The organism is Streptomyces fractus (assembly GCF_049844455.1).
Lineage (GTDB): Bacteria > Actinomycetota > Actinomycetes > Streptomycetales > Streptomycetaceae > Streptomyces > Streptomyces fractus.
On sequence record NZ_JBMYHI010000002.1, the window covers coordinates 6,180,701 to 6,207,046 of the forward strand.

The 26,346-nt window shown below is 68.4% G+C and carries 19 protein-coding genes, 3 tRNA genes and 1 pseudogene; 16 read left to right on the plus strand and 7 right to left on the minus strand.

Translation table 11 applies throughout. The features are described 5' to 3' along the window. Positions 1-46: 46 nt before the first annotated feature. The 3 genes from ACP4E5_RS29885 to ACP4E5_RS29895 all read left to right on the plus strand — a co-directional run bounded on the left by ACP4E5_RS29885 (position 47) and on the right by ACP4E5_RS29895 (position 4,749). The gene (locus ACP4E5_RS29885; protein ID WP_425834010.1) at positions 47-1,312 is read left to right on the plus strand and encodes an NAD(P)/FAD-dependent oxidoreductase; all 1,266 of its coding nucleotides are present in this window, start codon (positions 47-49) and stop codon (positions 1,310-1,312) included. A 34-nt stretch (positions 1,313-1,346) separates the two neighbouring features. Further along, positions 1,347-3,254 (plus strand): DNA primase, encoded by a 1,908-nt coding sequence (gene dnaG, locus ACP4E5_RS29890; RefSeq protein ID WP_425834012.1) that lies wholly within the window; start codon positions 1,347-1,349, stop codon positions 3,252-3,254. Positions 3,255-3,462: 208 nt separating this feature from the next. Next, the gene (locus ACP4E5_RS29895) at positions 3,463-4,749 is read left to right on the plus strand and encodes an RNA polymerase sigma factor (RefSeq protein ID WP_425834014.1); all 1,287 of its coding nucleotides are present in this window, start codon (positions 3,463-3,465) and stop codon (positions 4,747-4,749) included. A gap of 92 nt (positions 4,750-4,841) precedes the next feature. Here the strand turns inward: ACP4E5_RS29895 and ACP4E5_RS29900 are convergent, their stop codons facing one another. The 4 genes from ACP4E5_RS29900 to ACP4E5_RS29915 all read right to left on the minus strand — a co-directional run bounded on the left by ACP4E5_RS29900 (position 4,842) and on the right by ACP4E5_RS29915 (position 10,484). Further along, positions 4,842-6,767: an ABC transporter ATP-binding protein gene (locus ACP4E5_RS29900; protein WP_425834016.1), complete on the minus strand. Its 1,926-nt coding sequence runs from the start codon at positions 6,765-6,767 to the stop codon at positions 4,842-4,844. Further along, on the minus strand, positions 6,767-8,506 hold the full coding sequence (locus tag ACP4E5_RS29905; RefSeq protein ID WP_425834018.1) for an ABC transporter ATP-binding protein: 1,740 nt from the start codon (positions 8,504-8,506) through the stop codon (positions 6,767-6,769). The genes ACP4E5_RS29900 and ACP4E5_RS29905 overlap by 1 nt, the downstream gene beginning before the upstream one ends. 196 nt (positions 8,507-8,702) lie before the next feature. Beyond that, positions 8,703-10,133, minus strand: a complete 1,431-nt coding sequence (locus ACP4E5_RS29910; protein WP_425834020.1) for a xylulokinase — start codon at positions 10,131-10,133, stop codon at positions 8,703-8,705. Positions 10,134-10,172: 39 nt separating this feature from the next. Further along, on the minus strand, positions 10,173-10,484 hold the full coding sequence (locus tag ACP4E5_RS29915) for a YtxH domain-containing protein (protein WP_425834022.1): 312 nt from the start codon (positions 10,482-10,484) through the stop codon (positions 10,173-10,175). A 180-nt stretch (positions 10,485-10,664) separates the two neighbouring features. Between ACP4E5_RS29915 and ACP4E5_RS29920 the strand changes: the two genes are divergently transcribed. The 3 genes from ACP4E5_RS29920 to ACP4E5_RS29930 all read left to right on the plus strand — a co-directional run bounded on the left by ACP4E5_RS29920 (position 10,665) and on the right by ACP4E5_RS29930 (position 11,069). Further along, positions 10,665-10,737: transfer RNA gene (locus ACP4E5_RS29920), tRNA-Asn, on the plus strand. 5 nt (positions 10,738-10,742) lie between these two features. Continuing rightward, positions 10,743-10,815 (plus strand) — tRNA-Asn (locus ACP4E5_RS29925). Positions 10,816-10,992: 177 nt separating this feature from the next. After that, positions 10,993-11,069 (plus strand) — tRNA-Ile (locus ACP4E5_RS29930). A 189-nt stretch (positions 11,070-11,258) separates the two neighbouring features. Here ACP4E5_RS29930 and ACP4E5_RS29935 read toward each other — a convergent pair. Then, entirely contained in the window at positions 11,259-13,172 is a 1,914-nt protein-coding gene (locus tag ACP4E5_RS29935; protein WP_425834023.1) for a tyrosine-type recombinase/integrase, read from the minus strand. A gap of 214 nt (positions 13,173-13,386) precedes the next feature. Here ACP4E5_RS29935 and ACP4E5_RS29940 point away from each other — a divergent pair, with 214 nt between their 5' ends. Both ACP4E5_RS29940 and ACP4E5_RS29945 read left to right on the plus strand, forming a co-directional pair. Continuing rightward, on the plus strand, positions 13,387-13,593 hold the full coding sequence (locus tag ACP4E5_RS29940) for a DNA-binding protein (protein ID WP_425834024.1): 207 nt from the start codon (positions 13,387-13,389) through the stop codon (positions 13,591-13,593). A gap of 126 nt (positions 13,594-13,719) precedes the next feature. Continuing rightward, on the plus strand, positions 13,720-14,682 hold the full coding sequence (locus ACP4E5_RS29945) for a recombinase zinc ribbon domain-containing protein (protein ID WP_425834025.1): 963 nt from the start codon (positions 13,720-13,722) through the stop codon (positions 14,680-14,682). Here the strand turns inward: ACP4E5_RS29945 and ACP4E5_RS29950 are convergent. Together ACP4E5_RS29950 and ACP4E5_RS29955 are read right to left on the minus strand one after the other, a co-directional pair. Then, the gene (locus ACP4E5_RS29950) at positions 14,633-15,469 is read right to left on the minus strand and encodes a hypothetical protein (protein ID WP_425834026.1); all 837 of its coding nucleotides are present in this window, start codon (positions 15,467-15,469) and stop codon (positions 14,633-14,635) included. The genes ACP4E5_RS29945 and ACP4E5_RS29950 overlap by 50 nt on opposite strands. 6 nt (positions 15,470-15,475) lie before the next feature. Next, positions 15,476-16,012, minus strand: coding sequence for a helix-turn-helix domain-containing protein (locus ACP4E5_RS29955; protein WP_425834028.1), 537 nt, complete (start codon positions 16,010-16,012; stop codon positions 15,476-15,478). A gap of 288 nt (positions 16,013-16,300) precedes the next feature. Here ACP4E5_RS29955 and ACP4E5_RS29960 point away from each other — a divergent pair, with 288 nt between their 5' ends. The 8 genes and pseudogenes from ACP4E5_RS29960 (at position 16,301) to ACP4E5_RS29995 (ending at position 26,340) form a co-directional block, all read left to right on the plus strand. Beyond that, a complete protein-coding gene (locus ACP4E5_RS29960) occupies positions 16,301-16,558 on the plus strand; it encodes a hypothetical protein (protein WP_425834030.1) in 258 nt (85 codons plus the stop codon). Positions 16,559-17,050: 492 nt separating this feature from the next. Beyond that, a complete protein-coding gene (locus ACP4E5_RS29965; RefSeq protein ID WP_425834032.1) occupies positions 17,051-18,157 on the plus strand; it encodes a ParB/RepB/Spo0J family partition protein in 1,107 nt (368 codons plus the stop codon). 564 nt (positions 18,158-18,721) lie between these two features. Continuing rightward, positions 18,722-19,132 carry a DUF488 family protein gene (locus ACP4E5_RS29970; RefSeq protein WP_425834034.1) on the plus strand — a complete coding sequence of 137 codons (411 nt, stop codon included), beginning with the start codon at positions 18,722-18,724 and terminating at the stop codon, positions 19,130-19,132. Between the two features lie 138 nt (positions 19,133-19,270). Beyond that, on the plus strand, positions 19,271-20,614 hold the full coding sequence (locus ACP4E5_RS29975) for a putative antirestriction adenine methyltransferase (RefSeq protein ID WP_425834036.1): 1,344 nt from the start codon (positions 19,271-19,273) through the stop codon (positions 20,612-20,614). Further along, positions 20,560-21,549, plus strand: a complete 990-nt coding sequence (locus ACP4E5_RS29980; protein ID WP_425834038.1) for a ParB/Srx family N-terminal domain-containing protein — start codon at positions 20,560-20,562, stop codon at positions 21,547-21,549. Before ACP4E5_RS29975 ends, ACP4E5_RS29980 begins: the two co-directional genes overlap by 55 nt. A gap of 1,731 nt (positions 21,550-23,280) precedes the next feature. Then, positions 23,281-23,611 (plus strand): annotated as a pseudogene (locus tag ACP4E5_RS29985) (transposase family protein); the annotation flags it as partial. 266 nt (positions 23,612-23,877) lie between these two features. Beyond that, positions 23,878-24,081: a hypothetical protein gene (locus ACP4E5_RS29990; RefSeq protein ID WP_425834040.1), complete on the plus strand. Its 204-nt coding sequence runs from the start codon at positions 23,878-23,880 to the stop codon at positions 24,079-24,081. 375 nt (positions 24,082-24,456) lie between these two features. After that, positions 24,457-26,340, plus strand: a complete 1,884-nt coding sequence (locus tag ACP4E5_RS29995) for a SpaA isopeptide-forming pilin-related protein (protein ID WP_425834042.1) — start codon at positions 24,457-24,459, stop codon at positions 26,338-26,340. Positions 26,341-26,346 lie beyond the last annotated feature (6 nt).

Consider the following 26,346-nt stretch of genomic DNA (forward strand, 5'->3'; position numbering starts at 1 on the left):
GTGCGGGACGCTCGCATATGACGGCATGGCAATGAGGAGGCATCAAGTGGTCGACGCGGACCAGACGTTCGTCATCGTCGGGGGAGGGCTCGCTGGAGCCAAGACCGCCGAGACGCTGCGCTCGGAGGGCTTCACCGGGCGCGTGATCCTCATCGGTGACGAACGGGACCACCCGTACGAACGGCCGCCCTTGTCGAAGGGCTACCTCCAGGGCAAGGAGGAGCGTGACAGCGTCTTCGTCCACGAACCGGCCTGGTACGCGAGCAACGACATCGAGCTGCATCTCGGCCAGACGGTCACCACGATCGACCGCGCGGAGAAGACGGTGCGGCTCGGCGAGGGCACCGTCCTGCGCTACGACAAGCTCCTGCTCGCCACGGGCGCGGAGCCGCGCCGCCTCGACATCCCCGGCACGCACCTCGCGGGCGTCCACCACCTGCGCCGCCTCGCGCACGCCGAGCGCCTGAAGAACGTGCTGGCCTCGCTCGGCAGGGACAACGGGCATTTGGTGATCGCCGGCGCCGGCTGGATCGGCCTGGAGGTCGCGGCGGCCGCCCGTGAGTACGGCGCGGAGGTCACCGTCGTCGAGCCGGAGGCCACGCCGCTGCACTCCGTGCTCGGCCCCGAGCTCGGCCAGATCTTCGCCGAGCTGCACGGCGACCACGGCGTCCGCTTCCACTTCGGCGCGAAGCTCACCGAGATCACCGGCCAGGACGGCATGGTCCTCGCCGCCCTCACCGACGACGGCGAGGAGCACCCGGCGCACGACGTGCTGGCCGCGATCGGCGCCGCCCCGCGCACCGCGCTCGCCGAGGCCGCCGGCCTGGAGCTGGCCGACCGGGCGCACGGCGGCGGCATCGCCGTGGACGCGACGCTGCGCACCTCCGACCCCGACATCTACGCGGCGGGCGACGTGGCGGCGGTCCAGCACCCGCTCTTCGACGACCGGCTGCGCGTCGAGCACTGGGCGAACGCGCTGAACGGGGGACCGGCCGCGGCCCGCGCCATGCTCGGCAAGGACGTCCGTTACGACCGTGTGCCGTACTTCTTCTCCGACCAGTACGACCTGGGCCTGGAGTACTCGGGCTGGGCGCCCCCGGGCTCGTACGACCAGGTGGTGCTGCGCGGGGACGCGGGCAAGCGCGAGTTCATCGCGTTCTGGCTGAAGGACGGGCAGGTCCTCGCGGGGATGAACGTGAATGTGTGGGACGTCACGGAGCAGATCCAGCGGCTGATCAGGTCCGGGGCCAGGCCGGGCGTCGACCGGCTGTCGGACCCGTCGGTTCCGCTCGGTGATCTTCTGGAGCAGTGACAGAAGTGTCAGTCATGGGCCGTAGAATTCTGGCGTGGCAGGCAGGATCAATGACGAGGACGTGAAGGCTGTTCGGGACGCGGTCCCGATCGACGCCGTGGTGTCCGAGTACCTGCAACTGCGCAACGCGGGCGGCGGAAACCTCAAGGGCCTGTGCCCGTTCCACGACGAGAAGTCCCCGTCCTTCCAGGTCAGCCCCAGTAAGGGCCTGTTCCACTGCTTCGGCTGCCAGGAGGGCGGCGACACCATCACGTTCGTGATGAAGGTCGACCACCTCTCCTTCTCCGAGGCGGTGGAGCGCCTCGCCGGTCAGGCGGGCATCACGCTGCGCTACGAGGAGGGCGGGTACAACCCCACCCACCAGCGCGGCGAGCGCATCCGCCTGGTCGAGGCGCACAAGGTCGCCGCGCAGTTCTACGTCGAGCAGCTGGAGTCACCGGAAGCCGAGATCGGTCGCAAGTTCCTCGCGGAGCGAGGCTTCGACCAGGCCGCGGCGCAGCACTTCGGCGTCGGGTACAGCCCGGCCGGCTGGGACCACCTCACCCGCTTCCTGCGCGGCAAGGGCTTCAGTGACAAGGAGATCCTGCTCTCCGGCCTCTCCCAGGAGGGCCGCCGCGGGCCCATCGACCGGTTCCGCGGCCGCCTGATGTGGCCGATCCGCGACATCGGCGGCGAGGTCGTCGGCTTCGGCGCCCGCCGCCTGCGCGAGGACGACAACGGACCGAAGTACCTGAACACGCCCGAGACGCCGATCTACCGCAAGTCGCAGGTCCTGTACGGCATCGACCTCGCGAAGAAGGACATCGCCAAGTCCTCCCGCGCCGTCGTCGTCGAGGGGTACACGGACGTGATGGCCTGCCACCTGGCCGGCGTCACCACCGCCATCGCCACGTGCGGCACGGCGTTCGGCGGCGACCACATCAAGATCCTCCGCCGGCTCCTCATGGACAACGGCTCGGCGCGCGTGATCTTCACGTTCGACGGCGACGCGGCGGGCCAGAAGGCCGCCCTGCGCGCCTTCGAGGACGACCAGAAGTTCGCCGCCGAGACGTACATCGCGATCGCGCCGGACAACATGGACCCGTGCGACCTGCGCCTCGCCAAGGGCGACGAGGCGGTCGCCGACCTCGCCGAACCCCGCACGCCGCTCTTCGAGTTCGCGCTCCGCCAGATCGTCAGCCGCTACGACCTGGAGACCCCGGCGGGCCGCGCCTCCGCGCTCGACGAGGCGGCGCCCGTCGTCGCCCGCATCAAGAACAGCGCCTCGCAGCACGAGGTGGCGGTCCAGCTCGCGGGCATGCTCGGCATCCTCGACACCCAGTTCGTGGTCAAGCGGGTGGGGCAGCTCGCCCGCTGGGCCCGTGAGCGCGGCGGCCGCGGGCCCGCGCCCGCGTCCGGGCGCGGCGGTCCGCAGGCCGGCCCCGCCGCCGCTTCGGCCCGTCCCTTCGGCGGACCGGCGCTCACCCTGCGCAACCCGGTGTTCACGACCGAACGCGAACTGCTCAAACTCGCCCTGCAGTACCCGCAGTTGGTGTCCCCGGCCTTCGACGCGTACGGGGTGGACGAGTTCACGGCCGACCCGTACGCCGCCGTCCGCCAGGCCGTCATGGACGCGGGCGGCGCCGAGCAGGGCGTCCACGACCCGCAGCAGTACCTGATCGCGGTGCGCGAGGCGGCGCCCGACGACGCGGTGCGGGCGATGGTGACCGAGCTGGCCGTCGAGGCGATCCGCCGCAAGACGGTCGACGAGGCGTACGCGGGGGAGCAGCTGGTCACGGTCCGCAAGCGGGCGGTCGACCGGCGGATCCGCGATGTCCAGGGCACGCTCACCCGCCTCGGCGCGGGCGGCGACCCCCACCAACTGGCCGCCGTCCAGAACGAGTTGTGGGTCCTCCAGCAGTACGGCCAAGCCCTCCGCGAACGGGGTGCGGAGGCCCTGTAGGACCTCTTGAGCCCCTGCGGCGATTGAGCAGCGGGGTCCGGGGCAGAGCCCCGCAACCGGGAGCCGGACAACCGTCACAGGAGCCGGGTTGACCCCCGGAGGGCCGGGCACTCGTCCAGCACGGTAACCATGCGGTCACGCACCGGACTCAAAAAGTCAACGCACGCCCCTCGTGGCGGCACTGTGTCGTACTCCACACTGGGTTGCGGTGCCTGAGTCCTCGGAGCGCGGCCGGAACCCGGAAATCGGGTCCGACACCCCCGCGGTTCCGCTCATCGCGTACGGGACGGACAGCGGCGAGGCCGCCGTTCCCGCCCCCCGGCCGCACGCCTCAGATGCGATCACTTTGGAGGTCGCCCCCGTGCAGACCCAGACCCTCACCCAGAGCGACAGCACAGCGCAGGCCCTCGACGATCCCGAAGCCGCGCCCAAGGGTGCCGTGCCGCAGGGCGACGTGCTGGCCTCTGTGCCCTCGCAGAGCCGCGCCGAGCACCATCCCGAGGCCGAGCCGGAGGAACCGGCCGGCCCTCAGGGGTCGGTGGACCCGCCCGAACCGGTGCGCGGCGCCCGCACCGAGACCGCGAGCCCGTCCTCCGACCTGTTCCGCCAGTACCTGCGCGAGATCGGCCGGATCCCGCTGCTCACCGCCGCCGAGGAAGTGGAGCTCGCGCGGCGCGTCGAAGCGGGCCTGTTCGCCGAGGAGAAGCTCACCCACGCCTCCGACGTCGACTCCCAACTCGCCCTGGATCTCGACAAGTTGGTGGTCATGGGCCGGATGGCCAAGCGCCGCCTCATCGAGGCGAACCTGCGCCTGGTCGTCTCCGTCGCCAAGCGCTACGTGGGGCGCGGCCTGACCATGCTCGACCTGGTCCAGGAGGGCAATCTCGGCCTGATCCGCGCGGTCGAGAAGTTCGACTACGCCCGCGGCTACAAGTTCTCGACGTACGCGACCTGGTGGATCCGCCAGGCCATGAGCCGCGCCCTCGCCGACCAGGCCCGCACCATCCGGGTGCCCGTCCACGTCGTCGAGTTGATCAACCGGGTCGTCCGCGTGCAGCGCCGCATGCTGCAGGAGCGCGGCTACGAGCCGACCCCCGAGGAGGTCGCCGCCCACCTCGACCTGACGCACGAGCGGGTCAGCGAAGTGCTGCGCCTCGCCCAGGAACCGGTGTCCCTCCACGCCCCCGTCGGCGAGGAGGACGACGTGGCGCTCGGCGACCTCATCGAGGACGGCGACGCGACGAGCCCGGTCGAATCGGCGGCCTTCCTCCTCCTGCGCGAACACCTGGAGGCGGTCCTGTCCACCCTCGGCGAGCGCGAACGCAAGGTCGTCCAGCTCCGCTACGGACTCGCCGACGGCCGCCCCCGCACGCTGGAGGAGATCGGCCGCATCTTCGGCGTCACCCGCGAGCGCATCCGCCAGATCGAGTCCAAAACCCTGAACAAACTCCGCGACCACGCCTTCGCGGACCAGCTGCGCGGGTACCTGGACTGATACGCCCCGCCGGCGTTGCGGTCCCGGGGCTCTGCCCCGGACCCGCGCCTCAATCGCCGGCGGGGCTTGATTTTCGGCGGAGCCGAACGGAATCAGTCGACCTCGGCGACCGCCTGCGCGAACTGCGCCTCGTACAACCGCTGATACGCCCCGCCCGCGGCGACGAGCGCCTCGTGCGAGCCCTGCTCCACGATCGCCCCGTTCTCCATCACGAGAATCGTGTCCGCATCGCGAATCGTCGAAAGACGGTGCGCGATGACGAACGAGGTGCGCCCGGCGGCGAGGCGAGCCATCGCCTTCTGGATCAGCACCTCGGTCCGGGTGTCGACGGAGGAGGTCGCCTCGTCGAGCACCAGGATCACCGGGTCGGACAGGAACGCCCGCGCGATGGTGATGAGCTGCTTCTCACCGGCGCTGACGCCGGTGCCCTCGTCGTCGAGCACGGTGTCGTACCCGTCGGGCAGCGTCCGGATGAACCGGTCCGCGTGCGCGGCCTTCGCCGCCTCCTCGATCTCCTCGCGGGTGACGTCCTTCGGGGCGCCGTACGCGATGTTCTCCGCGATGGTCCCGCCGAACAGCCAGGTGTCCTGGAGCACCATGCCGATCCCGGCGCGCAGCTCGTCGCGCGACATCTTCGCGATGTCGACGCCGTCGAGCGTGATCCGCCCGCCGGTGACCTCGTAGAACCGCAGCAGCAGATTGACGAGGGTCGTCTTGCCCGCGCCCGTGGGACCGACGATCGCCACCGTGTGACCGGGGTCCGCCGTCAGCGACAGGTCCTCGATGAGCGGCGTGTCCTTCTCGTAGCGGAAGGCCACGTGCTCGAACTCGACGTGCCCGCGCAGGTGATCCGGCTTCTCGCCGTCCACCGGCTCCGCCGACTGCTCGTCGGCGTCGAGCAGTTCGAAGACCCGCTCGGCCGTGGCGACACCCGACTGCACCAGGTTCGCCATCGACGCCACCTGCGTGAGCGGCATCGAGAACTGGCGCGAGTACTGGATGAACGCCTGCACGTCACCGATGGACAGCGAACCCGACGCCACCCGCAGACCGCCGACGACGGCGACGAGCACGTAGTTCAGGTTCGAGATGAAGAACATCAGCGGCTGCATGATGCCGCTGTTGAACTGGGCCTTGAAGGAAGCGTCGTAGAGCGCGTCGTTCTGCTCGGCGAACAGCTCCGCCGACTCCTTCTGCCGCCCGAACACCTTCACCAGGTTGTGGCCGGTGTACATCTCCTCGATGTGCGCGTTCAGCGCGCCGGTCGCCCGCCACTGCTGCACGAACTGCGGCTGCGCCCGCTTGCCGACCTTCGCCGCGACGAACACCGAAAGCGGCACCGTCACCAGCGCGACCAGGGCGAGCAGCCACGAGATCCAGAACATCATCGCGAGGACGCCGATGACGGTCAGCAGCGAGTTGAGCATCTGGCCCATCGTCTGCTGAAGCGTCTGCCCGAGGTTGTCCATGTCGTTGGTCGCCCGGCTCAGCACCTCGCCGCGCTTCTGCTGGTCGTAGTACGACAGGGGCAGCCGCGACAGCTTGGCCTGGAGCTCGCTGCGCAGCTGCGACACCGCCAGGTTGATCGTCCGGTTGGCGAGCCGGGTGCCGATCATCATCGACAGGCCCGCGACCGCGAACACGGCGAGCCCGAGCAGCAGCACCTCCCCGATGGCGCCGAAGTCGACGCCCTGTCCGGGAGTGAAGTCGACGCTGCCGAGCATGTCGGCCACGCCGCCGTCACCCTTGGCCCGCAGGCCCTCGATGACCTGGTCCTTGGTCTGCCCGGCCGGCATCCGCCCGCCGATGATCCCGCCGAACAGCAGGTCGGTGGCGTGCCCGAGGATCTTCGGGCCGACCACCGACAGGGCGACGCTGATGACCACCGAGACGAGCACCCCGGTCACCGCCGCGCGGTGCGCGACGAGCCGCTTCAGGAGCCGCTTGCCCGACCCCTTGAAGTCCATCGAACGCGAACCGGGCGCACCGGCCGCCATCCGCCCCATGGGCCCACTCATCAGGCGGCCTCCGCTTCCGTCAGCTGGGAGAGAACGATCTCCCGGTACGTCTCGTTGTCGGCCATCAGCTCGTGATGGCGTCCGGTGCCGACGACTCGGCCCTCGTCGAGCACGATGATCGTGTCGGCGTCGCGGATCGTCGCGACCCGCTGGGCCACGATGACCACGGTCGCCTCGGCCGTCTCGGCGCCGAGGGCCCGGCGCAGCGCGGCGTCGGTCGCGTAGTCGAGCGCGGAGAACGAGTCGTCGAACAGGTAGATCTCCGGCCGCTGCACGAGCGTGCGCGCGATGGCGAGGCGCTGGCGCTGACCGCCGGAGACATTGGTGCCGCCCTGCGTGATCGGCGCGTCGAGCCCGCCTTCGAGGCGCTCGACGAAGTCCTTGGCCTGCGCCACTTCCAGCGCGTGCCACAACTCCTCGTCGGTGGCGTCCGGATTGCCGTAGCGCAGGTTCGTGGCGACGGTGCCGGAGAACAGGTAGGGCTTCTGCGGCACGAGCCCGACCGTCTTCGCCATCAGGTCCGGGTCGATCTCGCGGACGTCCTCGCCGTCGACGTAGACCGTGCCGGCCGTGGTGTCGTAGAGGCGGGGTACGAGGCCGAGCAGCGTCGACTTGCCGCTGCCGGTCGACCCGATGACCGCGGTGGTCTCGCCGGGCCGGGCGACGACGTCGACGGCGCGCAGGACCGGTTCCTCGGCGCCCGGGTAACCGAAGTCGGCGCCCCGGATCTCCAGATGGCCGTGGCGGCGCAGCTCCCGCACGGCCGCCTTCGGGCTCGGCGGCACGACGCTCGAATCGGTGCCGAGCACCTCCTGGATGCGCTCGGCGCACACCTCGGCGCGCGGCATCATCATGAACATGAACGTGGCCATCATCACGCTCATCACGATCTGCATCAGATACGCGAGGAACGCGGTCAGGTCACCGATCTGCATGCCGCCGCTGTCGATGCGGTGGGCGCCGAACCAGACGACCGCGATCGACGCGACGTTCACGATCGTCATCACGAACGGGAACATCAGCGCCATGATCCGGCCGGTCGCGAGGGACACGTCGGTCAGATCGCGGTTCGCGGCTCCGAACCGGTCCTTCTCGAACTCGTCCCGGACGAAGGCGCGGATGACGCGGTTGCCGGTGATCTGCTCGCGCAGCACCCGGTTCACCGTGTCCAGCTTGACCTGCATGGACCGGAACAGCGGCCGCATCTTGCGGATGATCAGCGACAGGACGATCGCCATGACGGGCAGCACGGCGAGCAGCACGCCCGACAGCGGCACGTCCAGGCCGAGCGCCATGATCACGCCGCCGACACACATGATCGGCGCCGAGGCCACCAGCGTGAACGTCATCAGGGTCAGCATCTGAACCTGCTGCACGTCGTTCGTGGTGCGGGTGATCAGCGACGGCGCGCCGAACTGGCCGAGTTCGCGGGCCGAGAAGGACTGCACGCGGTCGAATATGCCCGCCCGCAGGTCCCGGCCGACGGCGGCGGCGGTCCGCGCGCCGAAGTAGACGGCGCCGGTGTTGCAGACGACCTGGACGACCGTGACGCCCAGCATCAGGGCGCCGAACTCGAGGATGTAGCCGGTGTCGCCGTTCACGACACCGTTGTCAATGATGTCGGCGTTCAGGGTGGGCAGATACAGCGAGGCGCAGGTCTGCAGGAACTGCAGCAGCACCAGCAGCCCGATGGGTTTCTTGTACGGGCCGAGATGGGTCCGCAGAAGTCTTATGAGCACGCTCGGTCTCTCGGTGGTCGGCGGTTGTGGGCGGAGCGGTGTTCGGGGAGGGGGATCGATCCGCGCCGTCGTCGAAACGGCGACGCATGGACCCCTATCGTCGAACACTCCACCCGCGTTACCTCAACCGAATTAACCAAGAGCGCCCAAAGGTTGAGCGGAGCCGAGTCTTCCGGAGCGTCGGGAGGCCGGAGCGTCAGGAGAACGCGCCGGGGTGGATCTGGTCCCGTACGGCCCGGTACTGCTGCCGCACCGCCTGCCCCACCGGCATCTCCTCGCCTGCCTCGAAGACCTGCGCGGCGGCGCCCTGCCACTGCGGCAACTGCCCGTTCAGCGCCCACGCGGCCTGCCGCGCCGCGCCGATCGCCGCGTAGTCCGCGGGCTGCGGCACCACGACCTGCGCCCCGAACACCGCCGGCGCCACACTCTGCACGGCATGCAACTCGGCGGCGGCGCCCAGCAGGAACACCCGCCGGATCTCCACGCCACGGCCCCGCAGCACGTCCATGGCGTCGGCGAGCCCGCACAGCATGCCCTCGAACGCGGCCCGCGCCAGATGCTCGGGCTTCATGGACTCTCTTCGCAGCCCGCTCAACGTCCCCGCGGTGTGCGGCAGGTTCGGCGTCTTCTCGCCCTCCAGATAGGGCAGGAGTACGAGTCCGTGGGCGCCCGGCGTCGACTTCATGGCCAGCGTGGACAGCTCCTCCAGGCCTCCGTCGAGGCCCAGCATCTCGACCGTGCCGCGCAGCGCCCGTACCGCGTTCGACGTATGGACCACCGGCAGGTGCATCCCGGTCGCGTCGGCGAGCGAGGTGATGGAACCGCTGGAGTCCACGAGCGCCTCGTGGTGCACGGCCATCACGGAGCCCGAGGCCCCGAGCGAGACCACGGCGTCGCCGGACTGCACGCCGAGCCCGAACGCGGCGGCCATCGTCTCCCCGGTCCCGGCCGAGATGACCAGGCCCTCCGGGGTTCGACCGGCCGCCTCACCGGGGCCGATCACCTCGGGCAGCGCCACCTGGTGCCCGAGCGCCAGCTCCACCAGATCGGGCCGCCACGCGGCGCTCGCCGCCGACCAGTACCCGGTGCTGGAGGCGCCGCCGCGATCGGTGGTCCGGCGCGCGGGCCGGCCGAGGAGCTGCCACACGAGCCAGTCGTGGGCCTGCATCAGGGCGGCCACCTGCTCGGCGTTCTCCGGCTCCGTCCGCGCGAGCCAGCGCAGCTTGGTCACCGGCAGCGCCGCCTGCGGCACGCTTCCGACGGCCTCGGCCCACGCCTCGCGCGAGCCGAGCCGGTCGACCAGATCGGCGGCGGCGACCTGCGCCCGCTTGTCCCCGCCGACCATGGCCGGGCGCACGGTGTTGCCCTGCGCGTCCATGGGCACCACGGTGTTCTGCTGCGCGGAGACACCGATGGCCTGCACGCCTTCGAGTAGCCCCCCGCCTGCGGCCTCGCCGAGCGAGAGGAGCCACGCCTGGGGATCCACGTCGGACGGCCGTCCGCCGCCTTCCGCGGCCTCCAGCGGGTGCGGGGCGTACCCCTGCCGCAGCACGGCACCACTGTCGGCGTCACAAACGACTATGCGCGTAAATTCGGGCGAACTGTCCAGCCCGGCGACTATCCCCATGTCTGAAATTCTGCCGTACCGCCGGACACATCTGTGCCGTCAGGTGTTGCTGGTGCCCCAGTCGTCGGTCGCCGCGTCGTCGGCGGGGCCGCCGCGCTCGCGCAGCGTGCGCACCCGGTCGGCGACCGAGTCCGGAACCTTGCTCTCCACCTTCTCGCTCACCGAGTGGAGGGCCTTGCCCGCGACGTTCCTCGTCTGCTGCGCCGCCGACTCCGCCGTGTTGCGCACGGCCGGGTTCTGGGCGATCTCGCGGGCGGACTTCTTCAGCTTCTCGTAGCGCTCCCGGCCGGCCCTCGTGCCCAGCACGTATCCCAGGGCCAGACCGGCGATGAATGTGAGCCGATAGCGCATGGTCGGCCACCCTTTCCGTAGCGAGGCTTCGTGGTCGGTGCGGTCGTCGTGGAGCTTGTTGATCACCTGGGGGGTACCGATTGGCGGACCACCCCCCTGCTTGCGCTAATGTATGTGTCGCAGCGAGCGCGCGCCGCCTGGCAAGTACCCAGGTGGGTTCGTTCGAAGCAACGAGGTCATTCCCCTGTAGCTCAATTGGCAGAGCAGCCGGCTGTTAACCGGCAGGTTACTGGTTCGAGTCCAGTCGGGGGAGCTCGATCTCCTGTAGCTCAATTGGCAGAGCAGCCGGCTGTTAACCGGCAGGTTACTGGTTCGAGTCCAGTCGGGAGAGCTGTGAACAAGTCCCTCCGGAGTTCGCTCCGGAGGGCTTTTTCTTGCCTGGTGGAACCGTCCGCTCGTGCGGGGAGTCCTCATGGTCGTGCAGAGCCGGACCATCCGAGGCAGGAGATCGTATGAGCGGCTATGCTGCGGCAGACGGCGCGCACACTTGTACGCGCCACGCCGAGACGGGGCGGTAGCTCAGCCGGTTAGAGCAGCGGACTCATAATCCGTCGGCCGTGGGTTCGAGTCCCACCCGCCCCACCACTAGCTGGTAGAGCAGAATCGTTCTGACCAGCCAGAACGTAACCTGATGGCCCGTCACGGAAACCGTGGCGGGCCATCTGTCACTCGGAAAGCGGCATCCAGGGCCGCCCAGGGACCAAGCAGGGACCAAAACGGCGGTGCCCGGTCCGGGAGGGACCGGGCACCGCCGTCACGGCACGTTGGCAGCGGCTATGCGGCCTCGTCGGAGTCCTTCCGCGGCCGGCTCCACTTGCTGCTGCGACTCCCGCGTTTAGGGTGCGGCTCACCATCTGGTCCCTGGCTGGGGTTCCACCCCGACACGTCGGGACTCTCGGGGCGGGCGATGAGGAACCGCAGAAGCGAGAAGTCGGGGCGCTGGTCTTCGGGGATCTCGGTGCTGAGGTTGTCGACCTTGAGGATCTCCAGGCTGTTGTCGGCGCAGTGGTTGCGGATCCAGGTCAGCGAGGCGTCGGTGGCGTGGTCCTGGCCTTTGCCGGTGGAGTGGATCTCGCCGAGGACGGGAGTGTCGGGCCGGGCCTGGGCGACGACGGCCCAGGTGTTGCCGGAGCAGCGAGTGCCGTGGGCGAAGATCGCGGCCACGCCGTTCTGGTAGGCGTCGTCGGGTACGTCGAGCGGGCGGCGTACGCGGTAGGTGACGGCGCGGGGGACGACGGCGATGGTGGATTCGGCCTCGGCACGCATCATCTCGGGCAGGACGCTGGTGTAGGTGTCGGAGGTGATCTGCCGGGAGGCGTGGCCGAGGCGCTCCTGGACGACCTTGATGTCGTTCTTGGCGAGGAGGGCGAGGGTGGCCGAAAGGTGTCGCAGGTCGTGGAGGCGTACGGGCGGGAGCCCGGAGAGCTGTACGAGGCGGTTGAAGCGGCGGGAGACCCAGTCGGGGTGGAGGGGGCTGCCGTTTTCGCGGGTGAAGAAGCGGCCGGAGTCGGTGTAGGCGTCCTGGCCTGACCAGGTGTCGCGTTCGCGGCGCTTGTGGTGGAGCCAGCGGCGGTTGACCTCGGCGGATTCGAGGCTCATGGAGATGGTGCGGACGCTGTCGGCCTTGGGGGATTCGTCGTAGAGCTGGTAGGCGACGTCGACGGTCTGCGTGGAGATGTGGAGCCACAGGGCGTCGAGGTTGACTTCGTGCTCGGGCAGGGCGCACATCTCGCCTCGGCGCGGTCCGAGGAACACGAAGTCGTGCCAGAGGGCAAAGAGGCGGTCGTCGGCGGTGAAGTCCAGGAACTGGCCGGCGAGTTCGGGTGTCCAGACCATGACGGGGCCGGGCTTGTCGCCGGTCTTTCTCCAGTGTGCGACGCGTTCGGGGGTCCATACGAGCGGCTTGGGCCGGGTGACGGGCGGCAGTTCGACGAGGCGGGCCCAGTTTTTAGTGAAGGCGCTTTCGCGTTTGATGCCCCAGGTCAGGGCGGAGGAGAGGGTGTCGTTTATGCGGTGCATGGTGGCGGCAGAGGTGATCTTGCGCTGGCCGCGTTTGCCGTCGCGCAGTGCCTGGTTGGCGGCGAGGTAGGCGGTGCGGGCGCGGCGGCGTTCTTCTGTCTTGCCGGAGGCGCGTACCCAGGTGGCGTGGGCGGTGTCGCGGGCCTGCCGGAGGTCTTGGACGCGGAGCTGGTGGAGGGTGCGTTCGGCGTTGTCCTTCTTGATGGCCTGGTAGATGCGGTCGATGTGGCGCACGCGCAGGTCGCGACGCTTGATGTGGCCGAGGTGGGGGATGAGGTAGTTGGTGAGGTGGTCCTTGTAGCCGTGCTGGGTGGTGCGGGCGAGGGTTTCCTTGGTGGTGATCCAGCGGTTGAGGAAGTCGCCCATGGTTTCGTCGGAGAGGACGTCGGTGCCGGCGTCGGCTTCGAAGTAGATCCTCTTGGCTTCGGCTTCGGCCTTTTCTTTGGTGGCGAAGCCGCCGCGGCGGACGCGCTGTCGCTTTCCGTTCTCCCCGGGCTCCAGCTCCAGGTTGAAGTACCAGGTGCCGTGGCCCTTGCGTCCCAGCTTGGGGCATGTGATCCCGATGTGGGCCAGCTTCGGTGTGCCGTCCTCCTTGAGGACGGGGGTGCCGTCGTCGTCGATGACGGGCTCTGTGCACTGGCACCGTCGGTAGTAGCTCGGCGAGAACATGCGGCCCCCTGTCGGTTCCGGGCGTCGCGCCAACGGAACGGTGTAGATGGTGTGGGTGTGTTGCGTGATCTCTTTCGATGCTGGTGGGGGTGTCGGACAGCGAGGTAAAGTCGCCTTCAAGTTGGCGCGGGGGAGACAGGTGGCAACTGACATGAATGACAAGACTTCAAACCTGGCACCTACTTCTGCGGCGGTGGGCAGCCCGAAGGGTGCGATGGGGCTGAAGGAGCTCCTTGCGCTTCCGGCGACGGTGAACGTGGTCACGGCGGCGCGGGCGTTGGGGATCAGCAAGGAGAAGGCGTACCAGCTGATCCGGTGCGGTGAGTTCCCGGTGCCGGTGCTGCGGCTGGGGGAGACGCACCGGGTTCCGTCGGCGGGGCTGCGCAGGGTGCTCGGCGTGGAGGTGGGAGCCGGTTCGTGAGTGATCGGCCCGGTTTCCGCGGTGCGCCAGCTCTTGCATCTTTGTGAGTGTTTGCAAGATGGTGACCTATCTTCGCTAGCATGTGCTGCGTTCGAGGGGTCGGATCGCAGGGCTGGAGGCGGTGTCATGCCGCGGCTGTACGGATTTTGGGACGCGGCACACCAGCGTCTGAAGGACGACGAGGTGGGGCCGCTGCGCCAGTATGTGGGACTACGGCTGAAGCGGCAGAACTTCGCGGAGATCTGCCGGTGGGCCGATGGCGAGGGGCACCGTACGTCGCTGGGCGGGTCGTGGACGTCGTCGGTGATGGCCGGGGTGCTGCGGCATCCGGCCATCGCCGGGCTGAAGGAGACGGAGGACGGCAAGCTGGTGTCCTCCGGCGGCCCGCGGGTCATCACGGCCAAGGAGTTCCGGCAGTTGCGCCGGATCGATGAGGAGTTGTCGACCGAGCGTGCTCCGCAGCGGGAGTATCTGCTGCAGGGCGAGTTGGCGGTGTGTGGTCTGTGCGGGGGGCAGCTGCGCAGTTCTCCGTCGAACAGCGGCGCGCGTGGCTATCAGTGCACGCCGAGCCGGAGCGGCCGGCCGGGTGGGTGCGGGAAGGTGCGGGCGAACGCGGACCTGCTGGAGGCGTACCTCGGCGAGCAGGTGATCGCCGAGCTGTTGAAGCCCGAGGTTCGCGAGGTGCTGGAGCACGCGCGCGAGGAACTGCGCGGTGAGGTCGTCCAGTTGCTCGCGCAGGCCGAGGAGTCCGAGGTGCGGCAGCGGGTACTGGGCGCCTTGTTCGCGCGGCGGGAGATCTCGTCGGCCTCCTACAAGGAGGCCGACAAGCAGCTAAAGGCGGACATCAAGCAGGGCCGTACGCGCGCACGCTTCCTGGAGCAGGCCGTCGATGTGCCGTTGGGTGGCCTCGAGGACCTGGTGCGCTGGTGGCAGCACGCTCCGATGGCGTCGAAGACAGGCCTGTGCGTGCTGATGCTGGAGAAGGTTCGGGTGTATCCGGCTCTCTCGCGTGGGTCGCGGACCGTGGACGAGCGGCGGGTCAGCCTGGCGTGGCGTCGCTGGGACCAGGCTGCTGTGCGGGAGTCGTGATCTGCGGCGCGTTCGGGTCGCCGCGCGTGCTTCTTTGGGGCGGCGCCGTGGTGCCGTTGCGGAACATGGCCAGGCCCATGCCGGCGGCGACGGTGACGACGCACAGGCCGATCAGCTGCGAGCTGAGGACTTGCTCGACCTTCAAGGGCCAGGCGTGGCCCAGCTGGAAGGCCAGGAGGTAGCTGCTCTTGGTGAGGGCGTAGAGCAGGAAGGCGAGGCCGCCGCCGGCGGTGAGCCACAGGCCGAGGGCCGGGGCGAGGCGCTTGCGGGAAGCCGCGCAGGCGAGGCGGGTGGCCTGCCAGGTGATGTCGGTGGCGGCGTAGACGGCGAAGCCGAGGTAGTTCAGCAGGTAGGCGTATACCTGGATGTTGTCCGCGAAGTCCGTGGTTGGCGTGGTGCGTTCGGAGTCGATGAGCCAGAACTGCACCGTGAGTACGGTGACGGTGGCGAGCATGGCCCACAGGCGCCAGTTGGCGCTGTGGCGGAGTCGGCCGGCGGGGTGGTACCAGTCGGCGAGCATGACTTGCAGGCAGGCGCAGAAACCTATCGCGGCGAGGTGTGCGGCGAACTGGGCGATGCCCGAGATGCCGGTAGTGCGGGTCGCGTATTCGGTGACGGCGGGGATGGACAGGGCAGATCCTGCACAGCAGACGGCGGCGGCTGTGGTGCGGGCGGCGCGAGCAATGCGGTACTGGGGGCGGTGGTTGCGCTGGGCGGAATGGCGCAGCGACACGATGGTGGCGAGCGCGGTGAGCAGTGTGCAGAGGGTGAAGAGTGGGCCGTCCACGGTGGTTCAGGGTCCTTGCAGATCTTCGGCCGCTCGTTCGGCGGCTTGTGCGGGGGGATAGCGGCGGTTCGGCCGGCCGTAGCGTGACTGGTCGACGCCGGTGGGGGGGGTGGGGGTTTCGGGCAGGTCGGTGGGCAGTCCTTCGCGTTGTCGGATCGAAGTGACGAGGCCGAGGACTTCCTGGAGGTCGTCGGCATCCAGGCCGTCGGCGAGGCGTACGAGGGTGCGTATGCGTGCGTTGGCGTGGAGGGCTTTGAGGGCGGCCAGATCGTCCCAGCCTGGTAGGAGATAGGCCGCGGGAACGTCGAAGGCCTTGGCCACGGCGAGAAGGCTGGACAGGGTGGGGTTCGTGTTGCGGCCGTTGAGGAGATGGTTGATCTGGCTGTGTGAGAGGGACGGTTTGGTGGCGCCGTCCGGGACGGCGGAGGCGGCGATCTCGCGGACGCTGGGGAGGTAGCCGTCGGGGGTGCGTCGCAGTTGGAGGAGGTACTGCAACTTGGCGGTGAGGGCGTGTAGTTGCCCTGAAGTCGGGAGGATGGTCATGGGAGGGGCTCCGGGGGGTGGGAACGGGCGGGTCCCGGTGGCCGTGTGTGGGTGATGAGGCGAATGCCCCGGGGGAACATGAGGCTACCTCGCAGGTCACCCAGTTTTCGTAAGGGAGTTGACGAACTCTTGCGGTGGGTTGTGAAGATCTTGCATTATCGGCCTGTGCGGTGCCGGTGAGGGTTTCCCAAGATCGTGATGGTCAAGTAGACCTACCTTCCGGGCCGCTGATATCCCGTCAGTAGGGGTGGGGTCGCGCGCCCTGTCCCGCGAGGAGGGGTACAGCAAGTGACCGCACTGGACCTGGCGCGCATCGCCGCCGAGGTGGAGAGGCCGCCGCGCGTGCTCGGCGGACGTGGGGCGATGGTGGCGGACGTGGCGGGGGATGTAGAGGTGGTTGCCCGGGGTGTGCTGGAGCGGATTGCCTTCGTGCCCACGCGCGAAGAGGTGCGGGGAGGTGCTGGAGTTTCGGCAGGCGAGGAGGGGGTTGGCTCCGGCCTCGAAGATGCTCCACCCTCAATTGAGATAGGTGACAAGAGTGGATAGGTAGGCTAGATTTCTGGATGTCGGCCCGAGGTCCCTGTTGCGGGAGGTTCGGGCTGGCGGCGTTGCGACTGCGCAACGTCCTCGACTCCCCGGGCGGCCGACCCCCCGCGCCCCGCCCATGGCGAGTCGGGAGCGCCTGCCGTGTGGGTTCGGGCGTGAAGTAGGGCCTGTCGCGTTGCGTGTGCGCGGCAGGCCCTCTTGCGTGAGGGCGCCCTGTGTCCTGCACCTGGCGCCCTGTGGCGCTCTGCGGCCCACGCCCCTCGATTCGGAGCATTTCGGCCCACGGCGCTTCTCGCCCTGACGGGCTCTGTGTTCGCGTCGGTGTGCGGCGTGAGGTGGGTGAAACGGGAAAAGGGCAGGGAATGTAATTCCTTGAATTAAATGAGAATTCCCCTTGCTTTAAGGGTGTCGAACAATAGGATGTTAAATGTAAGAACGAAACGGAAAGCCGAAAAGGAAGGCTTTCTGAAACGGAATTGAAAGGCGCGGGAAATGACCACCTCTTACCTCAAGACCAGCGAGATCGCCCCCAACCCGGAGCAGCCCCGCAAGTTCTTCGACGAGGCGGCCCTCAAGGAGCTTTCCGACAGCATCAAGGTCAACGGGCTCCTGCAGCCGGTCGTCGTACGCCCGGTCGACGGTGGCGAGGCGCCGTACATGCTGATCGCGGGCGAGCGCCGGTGGCGTGCCGCCCGGGCCGCTGGCCTCGGCGCCATCGAGGCGAAGGTCCTCAAGGGCCTGGACGAGGAGAAGGCCTACATCCTCTCCGTGGCTGAGAACGTCAACCGCGAGGATATGACGATCATGGAGGAGGCCGGAGCGTACGCCGACCTGGCGGCGGCCGGCTGGAAGCCGGTGGAGATCGCCAAGCGGTTCGGCAAGACGGAAACCCACATCACCTGGCGCCTGGGGCTGCTCACCCTGCGCCCCGAGGTCGCCGAGCTGGTCGACAAGGGGCAGATCAAGAACAACCTGGCCTGGCACATCGCCCAGCTCAACCCGGCCAACCAGATGGTCGCCGCCATGCGCTACGTGCGCGGCGACTTCGACTCCGAGGCCGACGCCCAGCACTTCGCCAACGGGCTGAAGATGATGGAGAACCAGACCTCGCTGAGCGGCGAGGAGGCTCCCACCGCCGAGGAGCAGGAGAGGCGGGCGAAGGCCAAGAAGGAAGCGAAGGACAAGCTCGGCAAGGTCGAGGACAGCCTGCTCCCCCTCCTGGAAGAGCTCGCCCAGAAGAAGCCGGAGGACCTGGCGGTCATCCTCGGCGGCGACCTGGCCCGCTACATCAAGGTCGTCGGCCGGATCTACAGCCAGACCCAGATGGTCCGCAACCTGCTCAGCAAGGCCCAGGGCATCCAGCGGGCCAAGGAGACCGCCTTCAACAAGGCGGCAGTCGAGGTGCAGCAGGAAGCCGAAGGGGCCAAGAAGTCCGCCACGGGTGAGGCCAAGGCTGACGGCAAGACGCGGCCCGTGGTGCCGGTGAAGAAGGCCGTCCCCAAGCCGGCGGCACCTGCGGCCAAGCGTCCGGCCCGCAAGGCGCCGGTGAAGAAGGCGGTGCCCAAGTCGGTGGAGGTCGTCACGGCCACCGCGAAGTAGCTGGTTGGGCGGAGGTGCGGCGCAGCGCCCCGCCCGGCCTGTCCCACGGGCGAAGGGGTGGCCGGGAATTCCCGGCCACCCCTTCCCCCGTGGGGTAAAACCCTTGAATTGATTTCGGGTGAATATTGGATCAGGGGTATGTAAATGCAAGTTCGGTCAGAAGGGAGTGGGGATAGGAATGGGTTGGTTCAGGAAGGGGGATCAGGCGGAACTGGTTCACACCCTTGATCCGTACACCGAGATCAAGCCGGCGACCCGGGCGCGGTCAAGGGTTGGAACGAGGCTGCCAGTCGGCTCAGGATCGCCTGGGATTCGGGATCCACGCTCGCCATGCTCCCCGGTGGGGGTGGCGAAGTCAGCGCCATCTGACCCCTCGAGGGCTGGGCGGTACCGCAGGCTGTTGCCGCCTGAACCCGGGGCTGGCCATCTCCGAGCCAACAGGGGGAACTCCCTGTGGGCTCGGCGCCGTTCGGGTTTCGCCCGCATCCGAACGGACGGCACGCACGACCCATCGCAAGGGCGCCGACGGGCACGCGCCTGCGGCAGCAGAAAGGATCCCGCTGCATGCTCACCTTGTTCACCAACCGATACCAGGAATTCCAGCCCGCCCAGGGGGTGCCGGTACGCATCACCGTGGGAGCGCCCCGCTTCCGTCTCTCCTATGTTCTTGGCGGTGCGGTGCGCGAACTCGCCCCACGCAGGGACTATTTGAAGGAGTCCCGCGAGAAGTTCACCGCCGCCTACCGTGCCGACCTCGACCGCCTCGGCGCGCCGGCGGTCGCGCAGCTCCTGCAGCCGATTGCCCAGCGGGCAGGGGATCACCGACTCGTCCTGCTCTGCTTCGAGGACCTGTCCAGGCCCGGCGAATGGTGTCACCGCAGCGTCTTCGCCACTTGGTGGAAAGAGGTGACCGGCGACGATGTGCGCGAACTCAGCCCGGGCGCCGACTCCTACGAGCAAGGCACCCTGATGTAGGCCGCACGGCAGCCGGCTCGACGCAAGAAAAATAGGTGGCATGATTCAAGGAGGCAGGACACTTCTTGGGTCGGTCTGTACGTAGTGCCCGGACCGGCACCCAGCCAGTCCGGGCGCTACGTCGTGCAAGGAGATGCGATGTTCCAGGGCACCATCCCGGGGCCGATGCGGGCCATCGTCCGGGAAGCCGCGGCGAGTTGGCCGCGCGGGCCGGTGTACGTGCCGTGCTGCGGGAACTTCACCATCGAACGCTCCCTGGCCGGCATGGGATTCAACCTGCACTCCTCGGACGTGTCCATTTACACCACCGCGATCGGCCGATGGCTCACCGGGCAGCCGGTCGGCATCCGCCTGCACGACGACAGCCGCGATCGACTTGGCTGGCTGGAAGCCTCGTTGGATGACGGTGTAGGTACGGTCGCCACGATGATGCTCGGCACCCGCTTCCTTGCGAGCGTCGGCAGGGAGGGGCTGTGGCACGAACGGGTTGTGCGCTCCTACCGGGAGCAGTGGAAGGCGAAGCTCGCCGAGACCGTCGAGCGCCTGTCCCGCGCGGACGTCGCGCTGGCCTCGTACGAGGTCGAAGACGTGCGCATCTGGCTGCAGAAGGTTCCCCGCGAGGCCCCCGTCTGCTCCTTCCCACCCTTCTACGGAAACGGGTACGAGAAGCTGTACGAGCCACTCAACGAGCACTTCACCTGGGACGCCCCCGAGTACGAGCCGCTGTCCGATGCGGACGTCGTCGATGTACTCGGCGCGATCACCGACCGGCCGCACTGGCTGACCGCCTCCAATCACGACGTGCCCGAACTTCGGCCGCACTTGCGCGGCGTCATCAAGGCCACGCCGCGGGCGGCTCCCTTCTACGTATACGCCTCGGCCGCGCCGACGCGAATCGTGGCGCCCCGGCAGCCGATCGAGCCGGTCAAGGCCCCGCGGCTTCGTGCCGGTGATGGGCTGGTCGGTCCGCTCACGCTCGCGATGCTCAAGCCGGGCCAGTTCAACGCGCTGCGTTCCCAGTACCTCAACCCGAAGATCGCGCCCGGTGCGGCGAACCTTGCGGTCGCGGTGAAGGACGGCGAGGGGCGAGTGCTTGGGGTGTTCGCGATGTCGCCCAGCAGCTACACCCCGGACGAGGCGTACCTACTGTCCGACTTCGCGGTCGCGCCGACCGGGTACCCCAGGTTGTCGAAGCTGATTGTGCTCGCCGCCACCAGCGCGGAGGCGCAGCTGCTGTGCCAGCGGGCGTTCTCGCGTCGCGTGCGTGGGCTGTCGACGACGGCGTTCAGCAACAACGCGGTCTCCATGAAATACCGAGGGCTGATGAAGCTCACCAAGCGCGCACCGTCGAACGAGGGCGGCTGGAAGTTCCAGCTCCAGTACCAGGGGGCGATGGGCGAGCACACGCTCGACGGCGCCCTGGAGATATGGGCGAAGCGGTGGGGCGCCCGAACCATGATCGCTACGGACGCAGGAGCGTGACCATGGAGGACAGAGATCGGCTTGCCCCGCCGCAGATGGTGCAGGGCGACCCGAGGGGCCTGACACTGCTGGACGTGAACGCGCGGTTCCTACCGCACGAGACGTTCCGGCAGCTCGTCGCGAACGTACAACGCGATGGGCACCTGACGTCGACGCCGCTGGTGTGGAACGACACCGGGAACGATCGCCTGGTCGTGCTCTCCGGCAACCACCGCACCCTGGCGGCGATCGAGGCAGGGTTGGACCAGATCTGGTGGATGCAGATCGACGAGCCGCTCCCGCGACAGCGGCAGATCGCGCTGCAGCTTTCCCACAACGCGATCGCCGGACAGGACGATCCGGCGATCCTCAAGGAGCTGTACGAGGAGCTGGAGTCGGTCGAGTGGCGCCAGTACACGGGTCTGGACGACAAGACCCTGGACCTGCTGGAGAAGGTCGATGTCTCCTCGCTCGGCGAGGCGAACCTCGACTTCGCCAGCGTCCAGCTGATGTTCCTGCCGGATGAGCTGGAGCGCGCAGAGGCCGCCTTCGACTCCGCCCGGTCCACGGCCTCGGCCGATGAACGGTGGGTGGCCGGGCTCGCGCAGTACGAGCCGGTGCTCGATGCTCTGGAGACCTCCCGGGCCGCGTACAAGATCGGAAACAGTGCGACGGCGCTCGGTGTGATCCTGGCGGTGTTCGAGCGGCACCTTGGCGAACTGTCCGAAGGGTGGTTCGACCCCGCCTCGGGCGCGCCGGTCCGTGGCGGTGAGGCACCGCTGGAGACCGTGTTCGGAGTCCGGGAAATCCCGGTGGAGACCGCAGCGGCGGTGCGCTCGCTCATCGATCAGCTCGTCAGGGACGGCTCGGTGCCGGAAGCCGAGCCGTGGCGGGCCTTGGAGATCTTTGTGGCGCGGGAGGCAAGGACGCCATCGGCGGCGGGTGAGGGCGGCTGATGCCTGGGCTGCGGTGCCGGGCCCTCTTGTTGAACAGCTATCGGTTGATCGGGGGCGGTGCCGTCCTGCGATTGGCGAAGGACTTCACCGAAGCCGTGACAGAGTCCCCCGCTACGCCGCGTCCCCGGTGCGAGTTGGTGGCGGGCGCCGTCAACGAGGCCAAGCTCGGCGCGAGACGCTTTACCGACGGTTCGCCAGTTCGAGCTCGAGCGGGTGGTGCCGGCCGGCCACGTCTGACCCTGTTCTTCCTGGTCAGAGACTCGTGGGCCCCATCCGCGTGACGCCCGGTACACCGTGTGCCACGCCGTCCGCTCACGCACTGCTCACACATTGGGCGCCCCGCCACCGCGCTCTCGTGCCGTCCGCGTCATCCGCGTCATCCGCGACTGCAAGAGTGCAGCATGGCTGCATGGGCATGTGCCATCCGGCATGTATGTGCATCTTGGCGGGCTGTCCATCCACTTTCGAGTACCGATCCCGAAACCGCTCCACCTCGTCGCCGCGCAGCCAGGAAATGATTGGGTGAGGACGGTGTCGAGGTCGAGTTCGTCGTCGACGACGGCTTCGACGAGTCCGTTGTGGGGGTGGGTGAGGCCGTCGGGTATGGCAAGCGCGAGGTCGGCGGCGTTGCGGGTGGTGTCCGCAGGCGTGGTTCCGGTCGGTGGCTCGATGGCGACGCGGCGTTCGGCCGTCCCGGCGAAATCCTCGTATCCGGTCGGCGCCGCTCCCCTGGAGCGGGACACGGTGGGGTAGAACGGCGTCTATGCGGCGGGCTTTCCACGCGATCAGGCTGCCCCTCGCGTCTTCCTCTTCGACTCTTGGGCGGGAGGACGGCCGCAGCGGGGCCGCCGGATGCTCTTCCTTCGGCAGCCGGTGGCCCCGCAGTCTGCAGTCTGGTCCACGCGCAGACACAGGGCGGGGGGCCGTGCCAATAGTCCACAACGCTGCCGGAAGCCCTCGGCCACTCAGTGTGGAGGATGTGGACGGGCCGGTTGCGGTTGATCGCTTCCGAGGCGCAGGTGCTGGCAGCTGCGAGTTCCAGCCTGCCGTAGGCAGCAGTGTGCAAGGCGTGCCGCAGTCCGACGACGGCGAAGAGGCTGGCATTGTCGCACCAGGTGATGCCGCTTGTGCCGAGGCGGAGACCGCCGTCCGGCTTCGATGTGTGCGATGGCGGTGTCGCAGAGGGTGTTGACCGCGTGCTGGTCGAGCTCGCCGGTGACTACGAGCATCAGCGAGGCGGAGCCCCGGGCGGATTGCGTGGTGATGGCCAACCGGGGGTTGTCCGGCCGGTATTGGAAGATCATGGAATCCTCGATAGGCCCTGTGCCGGGGGCGGCAGAACCGGGTGGGTGCCGGGTATCGGGCGCTCGGCCTGGATTCCGCCGGGCGTTCTGGTGCGGGCGCCGGCGAAGCTGCGTCGGCGCCCGCGTGCACCAAGGGCAGGGGCTCCGGCGTAGCCGCTTCGACGAAGGCAAGGGCAGCGGCGGCCGGGTGGCCTGGGGCATGACGGGTGCGGGCCTGGCCATGGACGGGGGGCGAGCCCGCAGCAGGAGAAGCCGCACAAGCCCGGCAGGCAGGCCGGATCCCCGAAGCCGCTGCGCCTCGCGGGCGTGGCGAAGATGAACCATCAGGACTGGAGCCCCCGCGCGTTCACCACGGACCCGCTGGACACGATGCTCAAGCTGACCCTCCTGATGGACCAGGACCGCCCGGAGAATCTGCGGTTGATGGCATGTCCTGTCGGACGCGGACGGACTGCCCTTACGCGTCGGACTCCCCGGGGCCAACACCCGCGACAGCCTCGCGCTGAATCAGATGCTCGCCCACTTCCACATGGGACACGAACTCCATGTCGCCGAATCCAAACCCGTGCGGCTTCACCCCGACAAGGCGTACGACATCCCTCACCTGCGTAAATGGCTTCGAGGCAAACGCATCGGGTGCGCCTCGCCCGTAAAGGCACCGAGTCCAGCGAACGGCTCGGCCGTCGCAGCCGGGTGATCGAACGAACTATGAGCTGACTGTCCGCTGCGGCCGGCTCAGCCGGCGCTACGAGCGGCACATTCTGCGGCTGATCTGGCAGACCTTCGGCCACCCCCGACGCGCGGGCCTGTAGGTGTGGCGCCCCTTCGAGCAGCTGGAAGACGAGGTCCGCGAGGCAATACGGGATGCCGCCGCCACGCTCCACCTGGCCGTCAACGGGGCGATCGCCGCCCTCGGCGCCGCTTCGCATCCGCGCTCCCGCCACACAGGCCATGTGTACGACGGCGACCACTCCGGTGCGACACGCGAAGCTGGGCAGCTCGTTCGAAGAGGTGCAAGGACGTGATGGCGTGGGTAGGCAAGGCGCGCACCGATGCCGCCGCCCACCGGATGCTGGTTTGGTTCACCGCCTTCGTCCGGGCACCGGCCTCCGTCGAACACGAGCGCGCATACGTCATCGGGTTCGGCATTCCCGCCCACTTCCTGCCTGGTTGTGTCGAATTGGAATGTGTCCGCAAGGGGCGGGCAGCGCTCCACGACGACAGCTGATACCAATGGCGTAATTCCCACCGAAAGGCATGCCAGTCCCTTTTGTGTGAGATGTTCTGTTTACGGTGTGCCTTGGGCTCCGTGGGTGGTCCCACTCGCTGGGTTTCCGACTGCTCGCGGGGTGGTAATCGACGTCGACTCTGAGGCGAATCCATGTACCCACGGGCTACAACACCCGGCAGCTCGCTTGTACGGCGTTGGGCGTGCCGTATTGCCTTGCCGGCGGTCCTTCCCCTCGTGGCCGCGTCGGTCGCGTTGGGGGCGGCGACCGCACCCGAAGCCAATGCCGAAAGCACCACCGGTAATGAGCTTCTCAGTGGAAGCGCGAATTTCTACGCCTATGCGCGGCCGGGCGAGACGATCGATGTGTCGTTCGTGAAACAACTAGTCATCGAAGGCAGCGGCTCAGACCTGCACTACTCCGCCGTCGACCCGTCGGGCACGGAGGTCTGGAGCTGTGACATCCCCGCAGGCCAACCTGACGGCTCGGACTGCAGTACGACGCTGACCGCCGATCAGCGAGGCGCCTACAAGATCGTCTCGACGTCCGGGGCCAGCGGGTCCGGGAACTCCTCCGGCGCGTCGTGGAACATCACGGTGGAGAGTGGCGGCGCCGCCGTACCCGGCCGGGTTTGGACGGACCAGTACAACATCTATCAGAACCCCGGTGCGGACAAGGCCGAGAACCTGCGGTACTGGGCGGTCAGTGACACCGGCTACCAGTACCAAGTGGACCTGCGGGACTACAACGGCATCTACTCCGCGATCGAGGCCGACTCGATCGGGAACGTCGAGTCCGGAACGTGCAACCCGATCTACCGGTCCATCGACCAGAACTTGCGACCGGCCAAGTGCGCGCCGCAGCGGCTGTTCTTCGACAAGCCCGCGGCCGACCTGCCCGCGACAGCTGCCTCGGCCGACGGACGGCTGACCGTGGCGCCTGCGCCGCTGGACGCCTCCAACCTGGCCGTCACCGACCTGAAGTTCACCCCGACGGACACCGCCTCGGGCAAGGGCACGTTCACCTACACCCTCAACCCGCGCTTCAAGGGCGGCTACTTGCTGGAGGTCGACACCAACGGCAACGGCACGTACGACGATGCGGTCGACCGTCGCATCCAGCTCGGCGCGGAGGGCAAGGCGCGGAACTCGTACCAGTACGACGGGCTGGACGGGCAGGGGAACCCGATCGATGGGTGCGCCCCGATCAACGCACGGCTGTACTTCGACAAGATCGGGGAGATCCACCTCAACCAGCAGGACGTCGAGGGCCGCGCGGGCGGGGTCACCTTCCAGCGGCTCAACGGCCCCAACCTGCCGGACGCGACGCTGTACTGGGACGACACCCAGCTCGCCCAGGACCGGACCAGCCAGACCCCGATCCTGGATGGCACCCAGGGCATCGACAGCACCGCCGGCGTCCACGGATGGGACTACGGCAGCAACAGCTGGGGCAACAACCGCCTGATGGACGACTGGACGTACGCCGATGTCCAGGTGCCCACCGGTGAGGCCTCCTTCGACGCGAAGTGCCCCGACCTGAAGGTCTCCAAGACGGCCGACGTCGACCACCCCAACCCGGGCGACACCGTCAACTACACCGTCACGGTCAAGAACACCGGCGACGCGGACTACAAGGACGCGACGGTCACCGACGACCTGTCGAAGCTGCTGGACGACGCCACCTACAACGACGACGCCAAAGCCACCTCCGGCGACGTGACCTACACCGAACCCAACCTGTCCTGGAAGGGCGACGTACCCGCCGGCGGTTCGGCGACCGTCACCTTCTCGGCCACGGTGAACGACCCGGACACCGGTGATCACAAACTGCCCAACGCCGCGGTCGGTCCCGACGACTCCAACTGCGCGAAGGACAGCACCGACCCCGACTGCTCCACAGACGGCAACGTCCCCACCCCGACCCACGGCATCACCGTCGTCAAGAAGGACGCCAAGACCAGCGAGCCTCTCCAAGGCGCCGTCTTCGAACTGTGGCAGGAGACCAACGGCAACACCAGCCTCCAGCGCACTGGAAACAGCCATGACACCAGGATTGACGTTGGCTGCGCGACCAGTCCCAAGGGACGCTGCTCCTGGAATGACCTCAAGGCTGGCAGCTACTACCTTCTCGAGACCGATGTTCCCGAGGGCTACCAGCTCCCGAAGAACCCTGTCACCACGGTCAAGGTCGACGACAAGAACAAGAAGGTCACCGTCACCGAGAAGAACTGGCCCACCACCAGCAAGAAGAAGTAGCAGCCG